Here is a 19,357-nt window from a genome sequence, read left to right as displayed (position 1 = left end):
TGGGCGGATACGGCACACAATGCACCCGTGACTCCGCGCGCGAGGTGCATGTGTTCGGGCATGCACGTGGTGGAACGGAGGTGGGCAGATGTCGAGCACCGAGGAACGGAGATTCCAGGTCCTGCGGGCGATCGTGGCGGACTACGTGTCCACCAAAGAACCGATCGGATCGAAGACCCTCGTCGACCGTCACAACCTCGGTGTGTCGAGTGCCACGGTCCGTAACGATATGGCGGTCCTCGAAGCCGAGGGATACATCAGCCAGACACACACCAGCTCGGGGCGGGTACCCACCGACAAGGGCTACCGGCAGTTCGTCGACCGGATCTCCGAGGTCAAGCCACTGTCTGCGGCCGAGCGTCGCGCGATCCTGCAGTTCCTCGAATCCGGTGTCGATCTCGACGATGTGCTGCGCCGCGGGGTCCGACTCCTGGCGCAACTGACCCGGCAGGTCGCCGTGGTGCAGTACCCGACCCTGTCGTCGTCGTCTGTGCGGCACCTCGAAGTGGTCGCCCTGACCCCGGCCCGTCTCCTGCTCGTGCTCATCACCGACTCCGGGCGTGTCGACCAGCGGATCGTCGAACTCGGCGACCTCCTTGGGGACAACGATCTCGTGCGGTTACGCGACCTGCTCGGCAACGCGCTCAGTGGTAAACGCCTCGCGGCGGCGTCGATTGCCGTGTCCGAACTCGCCGAGGATGCACCCGAAGACCTGCGTGACGCCGTGATCCGCTGCGCCACCGTGCTGGTGGAAACCCTCGTCGAGCATCCCGAGGATCGACTCGTGCTCGGCGGTACCGTCAACCTGACTCGCAACGCCGCCGACTTCGAAGGTCACCCCGGGATGCCGGGATCGTTGCGTACCGTCCTCGAGGCTCTCGAGGAGCAGGTGGTGGTTCTCAAACTGCTCGCCGCCAGCCAAGACGCCAGCCGGGTGACCGTCCGAATCGGCGAGGAGACTCAGGTCGCCGAGATGCGCAGCACCTCCGTGGTGTCCACCGGATACGGTGCGGCAGGCACGGTGTTCGGCGGGCTCGGCGTACTCGGCCCCACCCGGATGGACTACCCGGGAACCATCGCGTCGGTCGCAACCGTTGCGAGATATATCGGTGAGGTGCTCGGCGAGCGCTGAGCATCCAATTCTGTGTAGACGAAGTAAGGACGAGGACCAATCGTGGACTACTACGGGACGCTCGGTGTGTCCAAGGATGCGACCGATCAGGAGATCAAGCGGGCGTATCGCAAGCTGGCGCGCGAGCATCACCCCGACGTCAACTCGGGGGAGACGGCGCAGAAACGATTCCAGGAGATCTCTGCCGCCTACGAAGTACTCTCCGATCCTGAGAAGCGGCGCATCGTGGACCTCGGCGGCGACCCGCTCGCTTCCGGCGGCGGTGCAGGCGCCGGAGGTTTCGGGGGCGCGGGGTTCGGTGGTCTCGGCGATGTGTTCGAGGCGTTCTTCGGGGGAAGTGGAGGTGGAACCCGAGGTCCTCGCGGCCGCGTCCAGCCCGGTGCCGATTCTCTGCTGCGCACCCGCTTGACGTTGGACGAATGCGCTCGCGGCATCACCAAGAGCGTGACCGTGGACACCGCGATCCTGTGCGACTCGTGCACAGGCTCCGGGACGAACGGCGATTCCAAGCCTGTCCGATGTGAGACCTGTGGTGGCGTCGGCGAAGTGCAGTCGGTTCAGCGTTCGTTCCTGGGGCAGGTCATGACCTCACGCCCGTGCCCCACCTGCCGCGGGGTCGGCGAAACCATCCCCGACCCCTGCCGGAAGTGCGGCGGCGACGGCCGAGTGCGTGCGCGCCGCGAGATCACGGTGAAGATCCCGGCCGGAGTCGGGAGCGGTATGCGGATCCGCCTCGCGGCGCAAGGTGAAGTCGGACCGGGCGGCGGTCCCGCAGGCGACCTGTACGTCGAGGTACAGGAACAGCAGCACGATGTGTTCGTGCGCGACGGTGACGACCTGCATTGCACCATCCGCGTGCCGATGGTCGACGCGGCACTGGGCACGTCCGTCAGCCTCGACACGATCCTCGACGGGACCGTCGACATCACCGTCGACGCCGGAACGCAGCCCGGCTCGGTGTCGGTGATCCGCGGGCACGGCATGCCGAAACTGCGCTCGGGGGCACGCGGCGATCTCCACGCGCACCTGGAAGTGGTGGTGCCGGCCAAGCTCGATCACAAGCAGACCAAGCTGCTCGACGAGTACCGCACGATGAGCGAACGGGAGCGCGTCGAAGTCGTGTCGAAGTCGTCTCAACACTCGTCGGGCCTGTTCTCGCGTCTGCGCGACGCCTTCAACGTCCGGTAGACGACCACGGTGGCCGCGACGCTGTTCTATCTCGACCCGCTGCCCGAAACCGGGGCGATCGCCGTCCTCGACGGCAAGGAAGGCCGCCACGCGGCGACCGTGCGTCGTATCGCGGTCGGGGAACGGCTCGTGCTGTCCGACGGACGAGGCGGTGTCGCCGACGTCGAGGTGAGCGCGGTCGCGAAGGACCGCCTCGAAGCGACGGTGCTGGATCGTCGGGAACTGGCCGCGCCGTCGCCGTCGGTGACGGTGGTGCAGGCGCTGCCCAAGTCGGAACGGTCGGAACTGGCCGTGGAACTCGCCACCGAGGCCGGTGCGGACGGGTTCGTGCCGTGGCAGGCGGCGCGGTGCGTCGCCCGGTGGGACGGACCGAAATCGGACAAGGGTGTCGCGAAGTGGCAGGCCGTCGCGGTCGCGTCGGCGAAGCAGTCGCGGCGAGCGCACGTTCCGCACGTGACGGACCTGCACCGGACCGCGGCCGTGCTGGACCGGGTGCGCGACGTCGTCGCGGCGGGCGGGGTGGTGCTGGTGCTACACGAGTCCGCCACCGCGGAATTGACGTCGCTGAAGCTGCGGGCAGCCCCCGAGGTCGTGCTGGTCGTCGGGCCGGAGGGCGGTCTCGCCGACGACGAGGTGGCCGCCCTCACCGACGCGGGTGCGACCGCGGTCCGGTTGGGTCCGACCGTGCTGCGCACCTCGACGGCCGCGGCGGTCGCGTTGGGTGCGCTCGGTGTGCTCACCGACCGCTGGGCCGCGGCGCCGCTGCAGTAGAAAGCGCTGCAGTAGACGGTGCCGCGTGTAGATGGTGTCGCTGCGCGCCCGGATTGGAGACTCATGCCCCGCATCCGAATCGACTACGGCCCGCACCCCGCCCAGTTCGGGCACCTGTACACACCGGTCGGGGTGGACGTCCCGGTGCCGGTGGTGATGCTGCTGCACGGCGGCTATTGGAGCGCCGACTTTCATCTGAATCTGGCGACGACGCTGGCGTCGGAGTTGGCTCGGCGCGGGGTGGCGGCGTGGAACGTCGAGTATCGGCGGGTCGGTGCGGGCGGCCGGTGGGCGGAGACCAGCGCGGACGTGCAGGCAGCGTTGGCGGCGACGGCGACGCTGCTGCCCGAGTGCTCGCCGGTCCCGCTCGATGATGGTGACGTCCGGCTTGTCGGGCATTCCGCTGGGGCGCAGCTCGCAGTATGGGTTGCCGGACAACAGGATTCGCCGGTGCGGCCGAGTCGGGTGATCTCCCAGGCGGGTGCCCTCGATCTCGCGTCCCGCGCCGCCACACGCACCGGCGGCGCGGCCCTGGAAGCCCTGTTCGGGGTGCCCTACGCCGACAGTCCGCAGGTGTATCGGGATGCGTCGCCGATCCACCGGGTGCCGACCGGGATTCCGACGGTGTGCCTGCACGGTGTGGACGATGTGCAGGTGCCGGTGGCGGCCAGTCGCGCGTACGCCGACGCTGCCCGCGCCGCAGGTGATCGTGTCGCGCTGTGGCAGGTGCCGGGGGAGGGGCACAACGCGTTCCTGGACCGCAGTACCCGCAGTTGGGCGCTCACGTTGGACGCGGTCTTCGCTCCCGAACCGGAGCTGATGAGTACGCGATAATCGGGGCTATCGGTGTGCGGTCCGCTCGTGTCAGTGCCGCCGCGTCGGGCACTATTCGGCGGACGCGGTGGTGCGGTGGATCACGGCGTCAAGGTGCTCCTCGGTCACCAACTCGCTGACCTCGACGCCGAGGACCTGCTCGACGAGGCCGACGAACTGTTCGAGGTCGATGCTGTCCGCGAGTTCATCTCGATGCTCGACGACGATTTCCGGTGCTGGCTGTTCTTCTGCTGCACAGCAACGTCATCGCTGCAGACGATCGCGCTGTGTCACTTGCCGCCGTTCCTGACCGACGAGGGCAAGCGGAAGCATTTCGGTCGAGCTCTCGCAGATCTGATGCTTGGCCGGTGGATTCCCGCGCTCAACGAGGTCGCGGGCTTCGCCGGGCTCGACCAGACCCGGCTCGAAGTTCTGTCCGACGACGCGATCGGCTACTTTCCCGCACGATGATCGGTGTCGAAACTCTCGACACGGCAGACTAATTAGCGTATGATCGAATGCATGTTCGACACGGGGGATTCGATGCAGACGCCGGGGGCGGCAACGTCTGGGGTGCTGTCCGGGCTTCCCGAATCGGAGTGGTCTGCGGTGCTGCGCGAACAGCATGCTGTGATTGCTCGGGCGCAGTTCCTCGAAGTCGATGCGATCGCCACCATCTACCTGACTCGCTGCGCCGAGGATGCGCGCCGCGGCTTCAACGACGCATTCCAAGGCGAGTTCACCTCCGCTGAAATCGGATTCGTGTACCGATGGTCGGAACCTGCCGCGCAGCGAGTGATCGGACTGTCGATCGACCTACGCTGGCGGCTGCACGCCACCGCGACCGAATTCGCGGCCGGGCGGATCGACCAGCAGCGCGCGCAGGCGATCTCCGACGCCCTCGCCGCCGTGTCCGAAGACAAGATCGAACTGGTCGAGAAGATGCTGCTCGACGGGTCCGAGCACCTGAACCTGCCGAAACTGCGAGCCAAGGCCCGCAGGCTCGTTGCCCGCCACGACCCCGGGGGCGCGAAAGCCCGACGGGAAAGCGCCGAAGCCGACCGCGACATCCGCTTCCGCGCCAACGGAGACGGCACCTGCACGGTCGAGGCAACCCTCCCCGGTCCGGGCGGGCAGATCGTCGCAACGAGACTGCGACGCATGTGTTTCGAGGTGTGCTGCCACGACGAACGCACCTTCGCGCAGCGTCGCGCCGACGCGCTGGTCGCCCTCGCCTCCGGTGCCGGTCACCTGGCCTGCGCGTGCGGTCGCGGCGACTGCACCGCGACCCCCACCGCGGCCCCTGCTGCGACGACGGAACCCGACACCACGAGTGACGCATCCGGGCCAACAGGCCCGGCGCGAACAGAACCGGCGCCAACAAACCCGACACCAGCAGAACCGACGGTGACAGACCCGACAGCGGCAACTCCCGTGGCCGGTGCCGCTGCGGAGTCCGCACCCGGCGAGCCCGTCCCGTCTGCGCTGCCGCCCCTACCGTCGGCCACGATCCACGTCGGCGTCAACGCGACCACCCTGCTCGGCCTCGACGATCTGCCCGGCTACCTCGCCGGGCACGGATGGATCGACGCCGACCTCGCCCGTGAGATCGCCGCCGACGGCACCTGGCGAAAAGTTCTCACCCTCACCGACGCGGACCGAAACGCGATCCTTGACGCACTGCACGGCGACACCGACCTCCCGCCGCAGTCACGGGACGCTGGGGCGTCCAACCTGCGCGTCGCCACACTCGCTCACGGCGCGGTCCTCGACGTCGGCCGGGCATTGAAAGCCGCGGGCATCACCCCGGCCGCGATCCGCGACCGCAGCGGCGCCCGCGACGAACGGTTGACCTACCGGCCGTCCGCCCGTCTCGCCGAGATCGTCCGCACCCGCGACGGCGGATGCCGCTTCCCCGGGTGCAGTGCCCGCGCCGCGATCTGCGACCTCGACCACACCGTCCCGTTCGATCACACCGATCCCGCGCGCGGCGGCCCGACCGTCGAACAGAACCTCGCCTGCCTCTGCCGACGACACCACCGCCTCAAGACCCGCGGCGACTGGACGGTCCGGCAACTTGGCGGTGGAACACTCGAATGGACCACGCCGACACACGAACGCGTCGTCACCGAACCCGGTGGCGCGTTCGCGGACGAGGTGTTCGCCGCTGCCCACGGTGCCACCCTCACCACCACAGCCACCCTCGACGACCTGTTCGCCCCGAATCGTGGCCGCGACATCGAAACCGACCTACGTAACCTCCTCGGCATCGACAGTCTCACCGCGCCGATCGCGGTGATCGCCGACCTCGGCGCCGTCACCGTCTTCGACGCTGCCCGCGAACCGGCGCCGTTACACGAACCGGCGCCGTTCTGAACATCGAGACGAAACTGCGATAATGCAGGTCATCAAGCTGGCTCACCCGTACCTGGAAACGTGAAATCTACGATCGGGTCATCGCTGGGAGCATCTCGCCCTGGACACGCTCGGCGAACTCGGCTGGAGTCTCGGTACGGGAGCGGACATCGCCCCCGATATGGCGGCGTGACGGTTCAGTGCGATGGTCGGCCCGGCAGGATCAGCGCAACCACCAGCGCGCCGACCGCCAGCGTCAGGCCACCGACCAGGCTGGCCTGGCCGATGGCATCGCCGAACGCGACACCCGCGGCCTCACGCAGCGGTTCCGCATACGACGACGCGAACGGGTTGGCCGTCAGTTCCTCTGCGACCAGTGTGGCGCCGCCGACGGATTCGCCGGCCACCTCCAATGCGTAGTCGGCCTGCGCGGCCATCTCCCCGGTCAGTGCCGGCAGCGGGGTGGAGTTGAGGAACCCGGCGATCGACTCCCTGTATCCGGCGGCGAGGACCGAACCGAGAACGGCGATGCCGAGGGAACCACCGAGTTCGATGGCCGTGTCGTTCAATCCACCTGCGGCACCGAGAGCATCCTCGGAGAAGCGGTCCATGATCGCGTCGGTGGCGGGCGGTACCGACAGTCCGATACCCAGGCCCAGCAGCACCAGTGGCACCGCGAACGCGAGGTAGGTGGAATCGGCGTCGACCCGGACCAGCAGCAGCACCCCCGCCGCAGCGACCGCCATACCCGCGGTCACCGACCACCGCACCCCGATCCGCGGTGCGACGGGCCCGGCCGCGAGCGCACCGACCGTGACCGCGGCGGCCAGCGGCAGCAACCGGACACCGGTGTCCAACGGTCCGTAGCCGAGCACGAACTGGAACTGCTGGGCGACGAAGTAGATCGCGCCGAACACGGCCAGGAACAGCAGCAGCACCGCGAGGGTGGCGCCGCCGATCGCCCGGTCGCCGAGCCGGCGGACGTCGAGCAGTGGCTGTGGATGCCGCAATTCCCAGATAGTGAACACGGCCAGGCCGCCGACGGCCACAGCGGCGGCAGCGACCGGTCCTTCGGTCCAGCCGAAGTGGAGACCATTGATGATCGCGTACACCAGGGAACCGATCGCGATCACCGACAGCAGCCCACCGACCCAATCGATCCGGCCCGGCGTTGCGGCTTTCGACGGTGGTACGAGGATCAGTGCGGCGACCGCTGCGACCGCCGCGATCGGCACGTTGATGAGAAATGTGGTGCGCCACGAACCGGATTCGAGAATCCAGCCGGCCAGCAGGGGCCCGAACGCGATGGCCAGACCGGACGTCGCGGCCCACACGGCGATCGCGCGGGAACGCTCGGCGCGGGGGAACGTGGCGACCAGCAGGGACAGGGTCGCGGGCATGATGATTGCGGCGCCGACGCCCATCGTGATCCGCGCGACGATCACCGCGGTGGTGGTGTCGGCGACGCTGCCGTACACGGCACCGGCGCCGAACACGACCAGTCCGGCGAGCAGCGCCCTGCGCCGACCGTACCGGTCGCCGATCACACCGCACAGCAGCATCAGCGCCGCATACGGGACGGTGTATCCGTCGATCACCCATTGCAGGTCGGCGCTGGTCAACCCGAGGTCGCGGGTCATGTCGGGGGCGGCGACGATCAGCGACGTGTTCGCCATGACGACGATCAGCAGCGACAGGCACAGCACGCCGAGGGCTGCCCACCTCCAGCGGTACGGCGACCGGAGGTCGGTGGCGGGTCTGGTGAGCAGGGTCATGACTGGCTCCGTTCCGGAATCGCACGCCTTATTGCACAACGGTGTGCAATTTAGTTGGTTGCACACTGGCGTGCAATGTTGATGTGTTGGGGATCACAGGCTGCGGCGTGAAACACTGCTGGTGTGGATGTAGTCGGGCGGCGCAGTCGGTCTCACGCCAACCGGGCGCGCATCATCGAGGCGGCGATCGCCGCTTTCGCCGCCAACCCGGACGCAAGCATGGACGACGTCGCTCGCGCGGCAGGGGTGGTCCGGCGCACCGTGTACGGGCACTTTCCGAACCGGGGAGCCCTGGTCGAGGGTATTGCCGACGAGGCATCCGCGGCGCTTGCCGCCCTCATCGACAAGCTGCCCGCCCTGCCGGACCGGCCGGATCTCGTCGCTGCCGTGCTGGCCTTGCTCGGCTGGCCGATCGGTGACCGATTCCGAGTGCTACTGACCTTCGCGCGTAAGGAACTCGGCGAAGAACGCATCCGCGACCTGCTCGGACCGGCGCGTGCGCCGAGCATTGCGATCGTCGAGCGGGGTCAAGCCGACGGGACCTTCTCGGCCTACCTGCCTGCGCAGGTCCTCGTGACGATGATGGATGCGGTGACGCTGGCCCTGCTCGAGGAGGCGAATCGCGGGACGATCGCCGACAATGGCGAGTCGTTCGCCGTCGCTTCCCTCGTGCTCCTCGGTCTCGCGCCGGAGCGGGCCGCCCAGGTCGCCGACGAGGCCGCGCGATGGTTGCGGGAGAGCGCCGCCACGCCCGAACACTGACCGCCGTCTACTCGGTGGGAAGGCAGGTACGGGCGCGATAGACTGCGTACGTCAACGCCGCCGGATCAGGAAAGTAGGCCGAAACAGCCACGTGAGTGCAGACAACGAAACGGGTGAGGCCACATCGTCCGCCTCGTCACGGTCCGGTGACTCGGCGCACGCGAGCATGGAGATCCCGCCGGACTCGATGCTGCCGCTGCTTGGTTCCACAGACCAAAACCTCGAGGCCCTCGAACGTGTGCTCGACGCGGACATCCACATCCGCGGCAATTCGGTCACCCTCACCGGAACCCCCGCCGACATCGCCCTTGCCGAACGGGTCATCGATGAACTCGTCACCCTCACCGGCCGCGGCCAGCGGGTCACCCCCGACACGGTCCGTCGCACCGCGGGAATGCTCACCCAGGGCCTGTCCGAATCTCCCGCCGACGTGCTGAGCTTGGACATCCTTTCCCGGCGTGGAAAGACGATCCGGCCCAAGACGCTCAATCAGAAGCGCTACGTCGACGCGATCGACGCCAACACGATCGTGTTCGGGATCGGCCCGGCCGGTACCGGCAAGACGTACCTCGCGATGGCGAAGGCTGTTCAGGCGCTGCAGAGCAAGCAGGTCAACCGCATCATCCTCACCCGTCCCGCCGTCGAGGCCGGTGAACGCCTCGGTTTCCTGCCCGGCACCCTGCACGAGAAGATCGATCCGTATCTACGGCCGCTGCACGACGCGCTGCACGACATGATGGACCCCGAGGCGATCCCGAAGCTCATGCAGGCCGGAGTCATCGAGGTCGCGCCGCTCGCATATATGCGGGGTAGAACGCTCAATGACGCATTCATCATTCTCGACGAGGCGCAGAACACCACCGCCGAGCAGATGAAGATGTTCCTCACTCGCCTCGGTTTCGGATCGAAGATCGTCGTGACCGGCGACATCACCCAGGTCGATCTGCCCGGCGGTGCGCGCTCGGGCCTGCGCGCGGCCACCGAAATCCTCGACGACATCGACGACATCCACTTCGCACTACTCGACAGCAGCGACGTAGTGCGACATCGGCTGGTCTCCGACATCGTCGACGCGTACGGACGATTCGAGGACGCCGCGAGAAGTGACGCCGCGGGTATCGGGAATCGAGCCCAGCGACGTGCCGCGCAACACCGGGTCCCGCGCCGGTGATCATTCCCGACGAGCCGAATCCATCAGTAGTGCAAAAGGAACCACACGCATGAGCATCGAGATCTCGAACGAATCCGGAACGGAGGTCGTCGAGGAAGAACTGCTCGACGTCGCCCGTTTCGTCATCGCCCGAATGGACGTGCATCCTGCCGCGGACTTGTCGATGGTGCTCGTGGATTCGAACACCATGGCCGATCTGCACGTGCGCTGGATGGATCTGCCCGGCCCGACCGACGTCATGTCGTTCCCGATGGACGAACTCGAGCCGGGCGGTCGCCCCGACGCGCCCGAGCCAGGCCCGTCGATGCTCGGCGACATCGTGCTGTGCCCCTCGTTCGCTGCCGATCAGGCGGAGAAGGCGGGCCATTCGCTCGACCACGAACTCGCTCTTCTCACCGTGCACGGCATGTTGCACCTGCTCGGCTACGACCATGCCGACCCCGAGGAAGAGAAGGAAATGTTCGGCCTGCAGAACCAGTTGCTCGCAGAGTGGTACGAGGAGTTGCGGCTCGCCGAGCGCGATGCCCAGCTTGCTGCGCGCGATCAGCAGCTGCTCGGAAAGGCCGGATTCGTCGACAATCCGGAGCTGTGATCGTGTCGCCGGATGATGCACCCACCGATGGTGCAGGGCACGCAGAGGTGAGCCCCGCATGAGTATCGTGATCCTCTCGTACGTCCTCGCAGTTCTACTCGTGATATTCGGTGGACTCTTCGCCGCAATCGATTCGGCGTTGAACACGGTTTCCACGGCACGCGTGGACGAGCTCGCCAAGGAAGGTCGTGCAGGCGCCCGCCGTCTTCGCGCTCTCCTCGAGGATCGCCCCCGGTACATCAATCTTGCAGTGCTCCTGCGCATTCTCTGCGAGTTGACCGCGACGGTGGTGCTTGCGGGAGAATTGCTCGATCATCTCAGTCGTACGTGGGCGCTCGTCATCAGTGCCGCGGTCATGGTGGTGATCGACTACGTCGTGATCGGCGTCGGGCCTCGTACTCTCGGCCGTCAACACGCCTACACGATCGCCCTCACCGCCGCCGTACCGCTGCGCGTGCTCGGTGTGATCCTGGGCCCGATCAGCAGGGTCCTGATCCTCGTGGGTAACGCCGTTACCCCTGGCCGAGGGTTCCGGAACGGTCCGTTCGCCAACGAGATCGAGCTGCGCGAACTCGTCGACCTGGCGCAGGAACGGGGAGTCGTGGCCGATGACGAGCGGCGGATGATTCAGTCGGTCTTCGATTTCGGCGATACCACGGCGCGCGAGATCATGGTGCCCCGTCCGGAGATGGTCTGGATCGAGAGCACGAAGACCGCCGGGCAGGCGACGTCGCTGGCCGTGCGCAGTGGGCACTCCCGCATCCCGGTGATCGGCGAGAACGTCGACGACATCTGCGGAGTCGTCTATCTCAAGGACCTGGTGCAGCAAACCTACGATGCGAGCGACGGCGGGCACAGCGTCTCGGTCGCCGACGTGATGCGTCCGCCGGTGTTCGTGCCCGATTCGAAACGCCTCGACGACCTGCTCTCCGACATGCAGCGCGACCGCAATCACATGGCCGTACTCGTCGACGAATACGGTGGTATCGCAGGTTTGGTCACGATCGAGGATCTCATCGAGGAGATCGTGGGCGAGATCGCCGACGAGTACGACGCCGGCGAGATCCCGGACATCGAGGATCTCGGTGACGGCCGCTACCGGGTCTCCGCGCGGCTGCCGGTCGAGGACCTCGGCGAACTGTTCGACATCGAGATCGATGACGACGAGGTCGACACAGTCGGCGGACTCCTCGGCTACGAACTCGGTCGCGTTCCGCTGCCGGGGGCAGAAGTACGAACCCACGGCCTTCTTTTGCGCGGTGAAGGTGGACCCGACCCCCGTGGCCGCGTCCGTGTGAACACCGTATTCGTGCTGCGCGCCCCAGAACCCGAAGACTCCGAGAGCGTTTCGGCACCGACCGAGGAGAATGCATGACCGACCGTGATTTCCGTTCCGGCTTCGTCTGCTTCGTCGGTCGTCCGAATACCGGGAAATCGACACTGACGAATGCGTTGGTGGGCAGCAAGATCGCCATCACCTCGTCTCGTCCGCAGACCACGCGCCACACGATTCGCGGGATAGTTCACCGTGAGCACACTCAGCTGATCCTCGTGGACACCCCCGGATTGCACCGGCCCCGGACTCTGCTGGGGCAGCGCCTCAACGACCTCGTGCGCGACACCTACTCCGAGGTCGACGCCATCGGCATGTGTTTTCCCGCCGACGAGAAAATCGGTCCCGGCGACCGCTGGATTCTCGAACAGGTCCGCACCGTGGCGCCGCGCACCCCGCTGATCGGAATCGTGACGAAGATCGACAAGGTGGGCAAGGAACGGGTCGCTGCGCAACTGCTCGCGGTGTCCCAGCTGCTCGGCAGCGATACCGACGTGGTTCCCGTGTCGGCGACGTCGGGGGAGCAGGTCGAGGTCCTGGTCGACGTGCTTGCCTCGCACATGGAACCGGGACCGGCGTTCTACCCCGATGGAGAGCTCACAGACGAGCCCGAGGAAACTCTCATGGCCGAGCTCATCCGGGAGGCGGCGCTCGAAGGGCTCGGTGACGAGCTTCCTCATTCGCTTGCCGTGGTGATCGAGGAAGTCCGAGAGCGTGAGGGGCGTACGGAGAAGCAAGGCGAGATGCTCGACGTGCATGCGCTGCTCTATGTGGAACGCCCGAGTCAGAAGGGGATCGTCATCGGGAAGGGGGGTGCTCGACTCCGTCAGGTCGGGACGGCCGCGCGTACCCAGATCGAGAAGTTGCTCGGGGTGAAAATCTTCCTGGATCTGCACGTCAAAGTCGCGAAGGACTGGCAACGGGACCCCAAGCAGTTGGGCCGCCTCGGATTCTGATCCCCCGGTTGTCGGGTCGTGTCTCAGGGGTGGCCGACTGCTCCCCGGAGAAGGAGCAGCGTCGCGGTGGCCAGATCCGTGCCGGATCCGGTCGACAGGCGTCGCAGTTGCAGTCCGGCGATCGTCGCAACCAGGATCGGCCCGAGTGTCTCCGCAGTGGGGACGTCGAGGGCGCGCAGAATCGTCACGGTCAGTGCGTCGTACGCTGACCAGCATTCGTCCGCGGTCGCCCGCAGGTCGGGATCCCGGCCTGCTTGGATCCACAGTTCGTACGGCGCGATCTGCTCTGCGGTGAATGCGAGACCCTCCGCGATCAGTTCTGTCAGTGTTGCGGCTTCCGTGACCGAAAGAGATTGGGAACGATACGATTCCGCGATCGTGCGTAGCCGGTCGGTTTCCTCCTGGACGAAGGCCGTGAGCGCGGCCTTCAGGAGATCGGATTGGCTGGGAAAGTGGTAGGTGATCGACCCCAGCGAGACCTCGGCGCGAGAAGCGATGCGTCGATTGGTGATTCCCGCGATTCCGTGCGTCCCGACGAGATGAAGTGTCGCGTCGATGATGCGATGCCGAGCATCGGCGGCCACCCTACCACCACCCGGCAGGGCTCTGGTCGTGCCAGCGCAGTACCGATTCGAGTTGAGCTGCAAGCGAGACCAGCATCGGCTCCGAGTCGTCGTGTCCGAGAAGTTGTGCACCGATGGGCAATCCGTCGTCGGTGAAACCCGCGGGTACATTCACGCCGGGCCATCCGAGTACGTTCCACGGCCACGCATACGGGCATGCGGCGGTGATCACCTTGTCGGTGGCCCACCCGCCGAGCCCGTCGATCGCGTCGACCGGCGGTGGCGGTGTCGCGGTGGTGGGGGTCAGCACGACATCGACCTGGTCGAAGATCCGGCCGACACGGCGGCGGAGCCGAGGTTCGGCTGCTCTCGCGGCGCGAAGCGGTAACCCGTGCAGAAGTCTTCCGGTACGAGCGTTGGCGCGCGTGCGGGGATCGGCGAGCGACGGGTCGGGGAGTGTGCTCACCCAGTCGTGGATGCCGGCCATCGACCGCGGGAGGAAGCCCAGCCCGAATGTGATTCCGTAATCGGGGTCGGCGAGAATCACCTCGTGCCCGAGATCGCGGAGGGTCGTGGCGAGTGCGGTGATGCGGGTTCGTACCCGGGGATCGAGTCGCCTCGGTGTGGCGGTGTACGGAAGCTTCAGTGACAGCGCGATTCTCAGTCGGCCCGGATCGCGTCCGACTGCGTCGGAGACCGTCATCGGGTCGCGGTGATGGAGATCGCCGGGCTGGTTGCCGCTCACTACGTCGAGAAGGAGGGCAGCATCGGCGACGGTGTGGGCCAGCGGGCCGTGGGTGGTCAGCCCGTAGAACGCCTCGGCATGGGGCCCCATGGAGATCCGGCCGCGCTGCGGCTTGATGCCCACCAGATTGGTCCAGGCGGCCGGGATTCGAACCGAACCGGCGCCGTCGGACCCGAGCGCTGCGGGAACCAGTCCGGCAGCGACCGCCGCAGCACTCCCGCCTGACGATCCACCTGGCGTGTGCCCGCGCGACCAGGGATTCCGTGTGTGTCCGTAGGTGGCGCTCCCGGTCAGTGGCCACTGACCGACCTCGGAGGAGTGGGTCTTGCCGACGATCACCGCGCCGGCGTCGCGCAGTCGGCGGACCACCTCTGCGTCGTGGTGCCGAACCGGGAAGTCGCCTGCGCAGCCGAAGGCCGTGGTCTCGCCGGTGATGTCGGTGTCGTCCTTGATGGCGATCGGGATGCCGAGCAGGGGAGCATGTTCGGCCCCGGCGCGGCGGCGATCGGCCTCTTCGGCTTCGGCGAGTGCCGCTTCCCGTCGTACGACGCGGAAGGCGTTGAGCGTGGGTCGGCTCGAGTCGATCCGGTCGAGTGCGGCCCGGACGAGGTCGATGGACGTGGTGGTGCCCGCGTCGAGCGCGGCAGCCATGTCGCTCAGCCCGGCGGGCCGGGCGGGTACGTCGTGCGTCGTCATGCATCCCCCGATTATCGTTCGTTCGAACGAACAGTAACGTGTTCCAGTGCTCGTTGTCGAGACTTCGGGAGGCCGGGCCGCCCTGCGTGGCAGATGCTGTCGTGCCGACATGACACACTCGGATGTGTGAGGCTGTACAGGGACGATGCCGTGGTGCTGCGCCAGCACAAGCTGGGCGAGGCCGACCGTATCGTTACCTTGCTCACCCGCCGTCACGGGTTGGTCAGAGCCGTCGCGAAGGGGGTCCGCCGCACCCGCTCGAAGTTCGGTGCGCGCCTCGAACCCTTTGCGCACATCGACGTGCAGCTGCATCCCGGGCGCAACCTCGATATCGTCACTCAAGTTCAGACGCTCGACGCCTTCGCGATCGGCATCGTCGACGACTACGGGCGCTACACCACTGCGTGCGCGATCCTCGAGACGGCCGAACGTCTCGCGGGTGAGGAGCGCGCACCCGTACCCCGGCTCCACACGCTGACCGTCGGTGCCCTGCGTGCGGTGTGCGACCGAACGCGTCCTCCCGAACTGATATTCGACGCCTACCTGCTGCGTGCGATGCTCTACGCCGGGTGGGCGCCCGCGATCACGCACTGTGCCCGCTGCGATCGGCCGGGCCCGCACACGGCATTCCATGTCGGAGCGGGGGGCGCGGTCTGCGTGGAGTGTCGGCCACCGGGAGCTGCGACTCCCGCACCGGGCGTTCTCGACTTGATGGACGCGCTCAACCATGGCCGCTGGGAAATCAGTGAAACCGCGTCGGGGGCGGTCCGCGGGCAGGCGAGCGGTCTGATCGCCGCGCACCTGCAATGGCACCTCGAGCGTCAGCTGCGGACGCTGCCGCTCATCGAACGCAGCAGTCCCCACGGGGCCGGAAACCCAGGATCCAGCGTCAGGCAGGATGGAGACCGTGATTCGACGACGCGAACCGCATCGACCGGCTGACCGCACCATTCGCCCACCCGACCCGCATCCGTCGGGTGCGCGCGCCCCGATCATCCAGCCCGAGCTGATCCCGCAGCACGTCGCTCTGGTCATGGATGGAAACGGTCGCTGGGCGCAGGAGCGCGGGCTGCCCCGCACCGCCGGTCACGAACGCGGTGAAGCTGTACTCATGGACACCGTGTGCGGCAGCATCGAGGTGGGCGTCAAGTGGTTGTCCGCCTACGCGTTCTCCACCGAGAACTGGAAACGCAGCCCCGACGAGGTCCGATTTCTCATGGGCTTCAACCGCGACGTGATCCGCCGCCGCCGCGACGAGATGCACGAGATGGGCGTGCGCGTTCGGTGGGCGGGGCGCCGCCCGCGCCTGTGGCGCAGCGTCATCAAGGAGCTCGAGATCGCCGAGGAGCTCACCAAGGACAACGATGTCATGACACTCGTCATGTGCGTCAACTACGGAGGCCGGGCCGAGATCGCCGATGCGGCACGCGAGATCGCGCGCCGCGTCGCGGCCGGGGACGTCGACCCGGAGAAGGTCACCGAAGCCACGGTGGCGCGCTATCTCGACGAGCCCGACATGCCCGACGTCGACTTGTTCCTCCGGCCGTCAGGGGAGCAACGGACCTCGAATTTCTTACTGTGGCAATCCGCCTACGCCGAAATGGTATTCCAGGACAAAAACTTTCCCGACTTCGACAGACGTGATCTCTGGGCGGCCTGCGTCGAATATGCTTCCCGCGACCGCCGGTTCGGCGGTGTGAAATGACAGCGTTCCGGGAGCGAATAGCCGGTCTGCTCGCGCCGTTCGTCGACATGCGGATCTCCCAGGCGAACGGCGACGACGCCCTCGGTTTCGATTACGGTGCCGTCCCCTTCGCGGTGCAGGTGGTCACCCTCACCGAGGGGCTCGACGTCGTGTCGCTCACCGGCATCCTCGGCTGGGATCTCTCGCTCGGCGACGACGTGCGCGACCGGGTCGCGACGGCCGCCGACGCCGTACAGTTCGGTTCGGTGCATCTGATCGAACGCAACGCGGAGGCGGATGTCGTCCTGCGCTACTCGTTCCCGATCACGGGTCTCGAAGACACCGCGCTGACGACGATGCTCCTGTTGGTTCTCGACGGTGCCGCGAGCGCTCGTGAGGTGGTCGACGCCTCGACGGATTCTGCCGGCGAGACGACGTGATCCCTCAGTTCTCGGTGAGTGCGCAGTCCTGGCACGTGCCGAAGATCTCGATGGTGTGACTGACGTCGACGAATCCGTTCGCGTCCGCGATCTCGTGCGCCCAGCGCTCGACCTCTGGTCCATCGACCTCGACGGTGAATCCGCAGCGGCGGCAGACGAGATGATGGTGGTGCCCCGAAGAGCAGCGCCGGAACATCGACTCTCCGGAATCGGTGCGGAGTACATCGACGCTGCCCACCTCGGCGAGCGACTGAAGTGTGCGGTACACGGTGGTCAGGCCGATCCCGTCGCCTCGTTTGCGTAGGTCGTCGTGGAGTTCCTGGGCCGTCCGGAATTCTTCGGTGGCGTCGAGCAGGGCGATGATGGCACTGCGTTGCTTGGTTGAGCGAACCCCGACGAGGGGTTTGCGGGCGGAGGTCAAGGTGGAGGTCAGCCTTCCTGTTCAGGCGTTTCCTGGGCATGGGCGAGCGCGTCTACGACGATGTGGGCGAGATGATCGTCCGCGAGCCGGTACAGGACCTCACGTCCGGACCGGTCGCCGCGGACGACGCCAGCGGTCTTCAGGACACGCAGGTGCTGGCTGATCAGTGGTTGAGTGACGCCGAGTGCTCCCACGAGCTCATGGACGCAGCGCGCGGATTCCTGCAGTTGCAGGACGATTGCGATCCTGATCGGCGCGGACAGCGCGCGTAGGAGTTCGCCTGCGGTGATCAGTGTGTCGTGGGGGATCGACTGCCCGAGCCCGGCGGGTTCGGGCGATTCGGGAGTGCGAGCGTCCACCGTGCAGTCCTGGTGACCGGCGTCGAGACTCAAGGGCGCTCCTTCAGAGGTGAACCGCGCGTTATTGCAAATCGATCCCATTTTGATATGCACGGATGTGCATGTCAACCGCCGCCTGTTCGGTGCCCGGCCACGGAGCGATAGTCTTGGAGGCCGACGCATGCTGCGAACCCGCATCGAGATGGAGAGAATCCGAGTGGCACCCAAATCCAAGATCGATACCGTCGCCAACCTCGCCAAGCGCCGCGGGCTGGTCTACCCCTGCGGTGAGATCTACGGCGGCACCAGGTCGGCCTGGGATTACGGGCCGCTCGGCGTGGAACTCAAGGACAACATCAAGAAGCAGTGGTGGCGCAACATGGTCACCAGCCGCGACGACGTCGTGGGTCTCGACTCGTCGGTGATCCTGCCGCGCCAGGTATGGGTGGCCTCCGGACACGTCGGCGTGTTCAACGACCCGCTCGTCGAGTGCCTGAGTTGTCACAAGCGTCACCGGCAGGACCACCTCCAGGAGGCATACGCCGAGAAACACAAGGTCGACGACCCGGACACGGTTGCGATGACCGAGATCGCGTGCCCGGACTGCGGCACCAAAGGCCAGTGGACCGAGCCCCGCGACTTCAACATGATGCTCAAGACCTACCTCGGTCCGATCGAGAGCGAAGAGGGCCTGCACTACCTGCGCCCCGAGACCGCCCAGGGCATCTTCGTGAACTTTGCCAACGTGCTCACCACGTCACGCAAGAAGCCGCCCTTCGGCATCGGCCAGATCGGCAAGAGCTTCCGCAACGAGATCACGCCGGGCAACTTCATCTTCCGCACCCGCGAGTTCGAACAGATGGAAATGGAATTCTTCGTCAAGCCGGGTGAAGACGAGGAGTGGCACCAATACTGGATCGACTACCGCATGGATTGGTACACCGGTCTCGGTATCAACAAGGACAACCTGCGCCTGTTCGAGCACCCCCAGGACAAGCTTTCGCACTACTCGAAGCGCACCGTCGACATCGAGTATCGCTTCCACTTCCAGGGCAGCGAATGGGGTGAACTCGAGGGGGTCGCCAACCGTACCGACTTCGACCTGTCTACCCACGCGCAGCATTCGGGCGCCGACCTGAGCTTCTTCGACCAGACCACCAATGAGCGCTACACGCCGTACGTGATCGAACCGGCCGCCGGCCTCACCCGCTCGCTGATGGCATTCCTCGTCGACGCCTATACCGAGGACGAGGCGCCCAACGCCAAGGGCGGTGTCGACAAACGCACCGTGCTTCGCCTCGACCGTCGGCTCGCGCCGGTCAAAGCCGCGGTGCTGCCGCTCTCGCGCAACGCGGATCTCAGCCCCAAGGCCAAGGACCTCGCGGCCCAGCTTCGCCAGAACTGGAACATCGAGTTCGACGACGCGGGCGCGATCGGCCGCCGCTACCGGCGCCAGGACGAGATCGGGACGCCGTTCTGCATCACCGTCGACTTCGACACCCTCGAGGATCAGGCCGTCACCGTTCGCGAGCGCGACACGATGGCGCAGGAGCGAGTGAGCCTGGATCAAGTCGAGGGCTACCTCGCTCAGCGCCTGATCGGCTGCTGATCGCGGGAACGCC

General features: G+C 66.8%; 20 protein-coding genes. 15 read left to right on the top strand and 5 right to left on the bottom strand.

Translation table 11 applies throughout. From position 1 onward, the window contains the following. Positions 1–88: 88 nt before the first annotated feature. The 6 genes from hrcA to ACZI8W_RS11795 all read left to right on the top strand — a co-directional run bounded on the left by hrcA (position 89) and on the right by ACZI8W_RS11795 (position 6,280). The gene (hrcA, locus tag ACZI8W_RS11820; RefSeq protein ID WP_463368688.1) at positions 89–1,132 is read left to right on the top strand and encodes a heat-inducible transcriptional repressor HrcA; all 1,044 of its coding nucleotides are present in this window, start codon (positions 89–91) and stop codon (positions 1,130–1,132) included. A gap of 42 nt (positions 1,133–1,174) precedes the next feature. Further along, positions 1,175–2,320: a molecular chaperone DnaJ gene (dnaJ, locus tag ACZI8W_RS11815; RefSeq protein ID WP_463368687.1), complete on the top strand. Its 1,146-nt coding sequence runs from the start codon at positions 1,175–1,177 to the stop codon at positions 2,318–2,320. Between the two features lie 9 nt (positions 2,321–2,329). Further along, positions 2,330–3,091 carry a 16S rRNA (uracil(1498)-N(3))-methyltransferase gene (locus ACZI8W_RS11810; RefSeq protein ID WP_463368686.1) on the top strand — a complete coding sequence of 254 codons (762 nt, stop codon included), beginning with the start codon at positions 2,330–2,332 and terminating at the stop codon, positions 3,089–3,091. A 63-nt stretch (positions 3,092–3,154) separates the two neighbouring features. Then, entirely contained in the window at positions 3,155–3,925 is a 771-nt protein-coding gene (locus tag ACZI8W_RS11805) for an alpha/beta hydrolase family protein (RefSeq protein ID WP_463368685.1), read from the top strand. Between the two features lie 27 nt (positions 3,926–3,952). Next, positions 3,953–4,375: a hypothetical protein gene (locus ACZI8W_RS11800; RefSeq protein ID WP_463368684.1), complete on the top strand. Its 423-nt coding sequence runs from the start codon at positions 3,953–3,955 to the stop codon at positions 4,373–4,375. 51 nt (positions 4,376–4,426) lie between these two features. Continuing rightward, complete coding sequence (locus ACZI8W_RS11795; RefSeq protein WP_463368683.1) at positions 4,427–6,280, top strand: HNH endonuclease signature motif containing protein; 1,854 nt, start codon at positions 4,427–4,429, stop codon at positions 6,278–6,280. 176 nt (positions 6,281–6,456) lie between these two features. Here the strand turns inward: ACZI8W_RS11795 and ACZI8W_RS11790 are convergent, their stop codons facing one another. Beyond that, on the bottom strand, positions 6,457–8,034 hold the full coding sequence (locus tag ACZI8W_RS11790; RefSeq protein ID WP_463368682.1) for an MFS transporter: 1,578 nt from the start codon (positions 8,032–8,034) through the stop codon (positions 6,457–6,459). Between the two features lie 123 nt (positions 8,035–8,157). Between ACZI8W_RS11790 and ACZI8W_RS11785 the strand changes: the two genes are divergently transcribed. From ACZI8W_RS11785 to era, 5 genes are all read left to right on the top strand, one after another. Continuing rightward, positions 8,158–8,796, top strand: coding sequence for a TetR/AcrR family transcriptional regulator (locus ACZI8W_RS11785; RefSeq protein WP_463368681.1), 639 nt, complete (start codon positions 8,158–8,160; stop codon positions 8,794–8,796). 166 nt (positions 8,797–8,962) lie between these two features. Then, complete coding sequence (locus ACZI8W_RS11780; protein WP_463368867.1) at positions 8,963–9,967, top strand: PhoH family protein; 1,005 nt, start codon at positions 8,963–8,965, stop codon at positions 9,965–9,967. Between the two features lie 49 nt (positions 9,968–10,016). Then, positions 10,017–10,559, top strand: a complete 543-nt coding sequence (ybeY, locus tag ACZI8W_RS11775) for an rRNA maturation RNase YbeY (protein ID WP_463368680.1) — start codon at positions 10,017–10,019, stop codon at positions 10,557–10,559. Between the two features lie 58 nt (positions 10,560–10,617). Further along, entirely contained in the window at positions 10,618–11,934 is a 1,317-nt protein-coding gene (locus ACZI8W_RS11770) for a hemolysin family protein (protein ID WP_463368679.1), read from the top strand. Then, a complete protein-coding gene (gene era, locus ACZI8W_RS11765; RefSeq protein ID WP_463368678.1) occupies positions 11,931–12,848 on the top strand; it encodes a GTPase Era in 918 nt (305 codons plus the stop codon). The genes ACZI8W_RS11770 and era overlap by 4 nt, the downstream gene beginning before the upstream one ends. A 23-nt stretch (positions 12,849–12,871) precedes the next feature. Here the strand turns inward: era and ACZI8W_RS11760 are convergent, their stop codons facing one another. Both ACZI8W_RS11760 and ACZI8W_RS11755 read right to left on the bottom strand, forming a co-directional pair. After that, positions 12,872–13,432 carry a TetR/AcrR family transcriptional regulator gene (locus ACZI8W_RS11760; RefSeq protein ID WP_463368677.1) on the bottom strand — a complete coding sequence of 187 codons (561 nt, stop codon included), beginning with the start codon at positions 13,430–13,432 and terminating at the stop codon, positions 12,872–12,874. Between the two features lies 1 nt (position 13,433). Then, entirely contained in the window at positions 13,434–14,852 is a 1,419-nt protein-coding gene (locus ACZI8W_RS11755; RefSeq protein WP_463368676.1) for an amidase, read from the bottom strand. A 126-nt stretch (positions 14,853–14,978) separates the two neighbouring features. Here ACZI8W_RS11755 and recO point away from each other — a divergent pair, with 126 nt between their 5' ends. From recO to ACZI8W_RS11740, 3 genes are read left to right on the top strand one after another with little or no spacing between them, the layout of a single operon-like run. After that, positions 14,979–15,794: a DNA repair protein RecO gene (gene recO / locus ACZI8W_RS11750; protein ID WP_463368675.1), complete on the top strand. Its 816-nt coding sequence runs from the start codon at positions 14,979–14,981 to the stop codon at positions 15,792–15,794. Continuing rightward, positions 15,760–16,557, top strand: a complete 798-nt coding sequence (locus ACZI8W_RS11745) for an isoprenyl transferase (RefSeq protein ID WP_463368674.1) — start codon at positions 15,760–15,762, stop codon at positions 16,555–16,557. Before recO ends, ACZI8W_RS11745 begins: the two co-directional genes overlap by 35 nt. Continuing rightward, entirely contained in the window at positions 16,554–16,976 is a 423-nt protein-coding gene (locus tag ACZI8W_RS11740) for a hypothetical protein (protein WP_463368673.1), read from the top strand. Before ACZI8W_RS11745 ends, ACZI8W_RS11740 begins: the two co-directional genes overlap by 4 nt. A gap of 4 nt (positions 16,977–16,980) precedes the next feature. Here the strand turns inward: ACZI8W_RS11740 and ACZI8W_RS11735 are convergent, their stop codons facing one another. Both ACZI8W_RS11735 and ACZI8W_RS11730 read right to left on the bottom strand, forming a co-directional pair. Beyond that, positions 16,981–17,397, bottom strand: a complete 417-nt coding sequence (locus tag ACZI8W_RS11735) for a Fur family transcriptional regulator (RefSeq protein WP_463368672.1) — start codon at positions 17,395–17,397, stop codon at positions 16,981–16,983. Positions 17,398–17,405: 8 nt separating this feature from the next. Next, entirely contained in the window at positions 17,406–17,789 is a 384-nt protein-coding gene (locus ACZI8W_RS11730) for an ArsR/SmtB family transcription factor (protein WP_463368671.1), read from the bottom strand. A 163-nt stretch (positions 17,790–17,952) separates the two neighbouring features. Between ACZI8W_RS11730 and ACZI8W_RS11725 the strand changes: the two genes are divergently transcribed. Next, positions 17,953–19,344, top strand: coding sequence for a glycine--tRNA ligase (locus ACZI8W_RS11725; protein ID WP_463368670.1), 1,392 nt, complete (start codon positions 17,953–17,955; stop codon positions 19,342–19,344). Positions 19,345–19,357 lie beyond the last annotated feature (13 nt).

The sequence above is a fragment of the Rhodococcus ruitaii genome, assembly GCF_055230935.1.
The sequence above is the reverse complement of the archived record's forward strand: the minus strand, read 5'-3'. Positions and strand labels throughout refer to the sequence as shown.

What these genes read in the sequence shown, in the direction of transcription:
- hrcA (WP_463368688.1), top strand. Translation starts at nt 89, where the DNA reads ATGTCGAGCACCGAGGAACGGAGATTCCAGGTCCTGCGGGCGATCGTG.
- ACZI8W_RS11805 (WP_463368685.1), top strand. Translation starts at nt 3,155, where the DNA reads ATGCCCCGCATCCGAATCGACTACGGCCCGCACCCCGCCCAGTTCGGG.
- ACZI8W_RS11795 (WP_463368683.1), top strand. Translation starts at nt 4,427, where the DNA reads ATGTTCGACACGGGGGATTCGATGCAGACGCCGGGGGCGGCAACGTCT.
- ACZI8W_RS11790 (WP_463368682.1), bottom strand. Translation starts at nt 8,034, where the DNA reads ATGACCCTGCTCACCAGACCCGCCACCGACCTCCGGTCGCCGTACCGC.
- ACZI8W_RS11780 (WP_463368867.1), top strand. Translation starts at nt 8,963, where the DNA reads ATGGAGATCCCGCCGGACTCGATGCTGCCGCTGCTTGGTTCCACAGAC.
- ybeY (WP_463368680.1), top strand. Translation starts at nt 10,017, where the DNA reads ATGAGCATCGAGATCTCGAACGAATCCGGAACGGAGGTCGTCGAGGAA.
- ACZI8W_RS11770 (WP_463368679.1), top strand. Translation starts at nt 10,618, where the DNA reads ATGAGTATCGTGATCCTCTCGTACGTCCTCGCAGTTCTACTCGTGATA.
- era (WP_463368678.1), top strand. Translation starts at nt 11,931, where the DNA reads ATGACCGACCGTGATTTCCGTTCCGGCTTCGTCTGCTTCGTCGGTCGT.
- ACZI8W_RS11755 (WP_463368676.1), bottom strand. Translation starts at nt 14,852, where the DNA reads ATGACGACGCACGACGTACCCGCCCGGCCCGCCGGGCTGAGCGACATG.
- ACZI8W_RS11740 (WP_463368673.1), top strand. Translation starts at nt 16,554, where the DNA reads ATGACAGCGTTCCGGGAGCGAATAGCCGGTCTGCTCGCGCCGTTCGTC.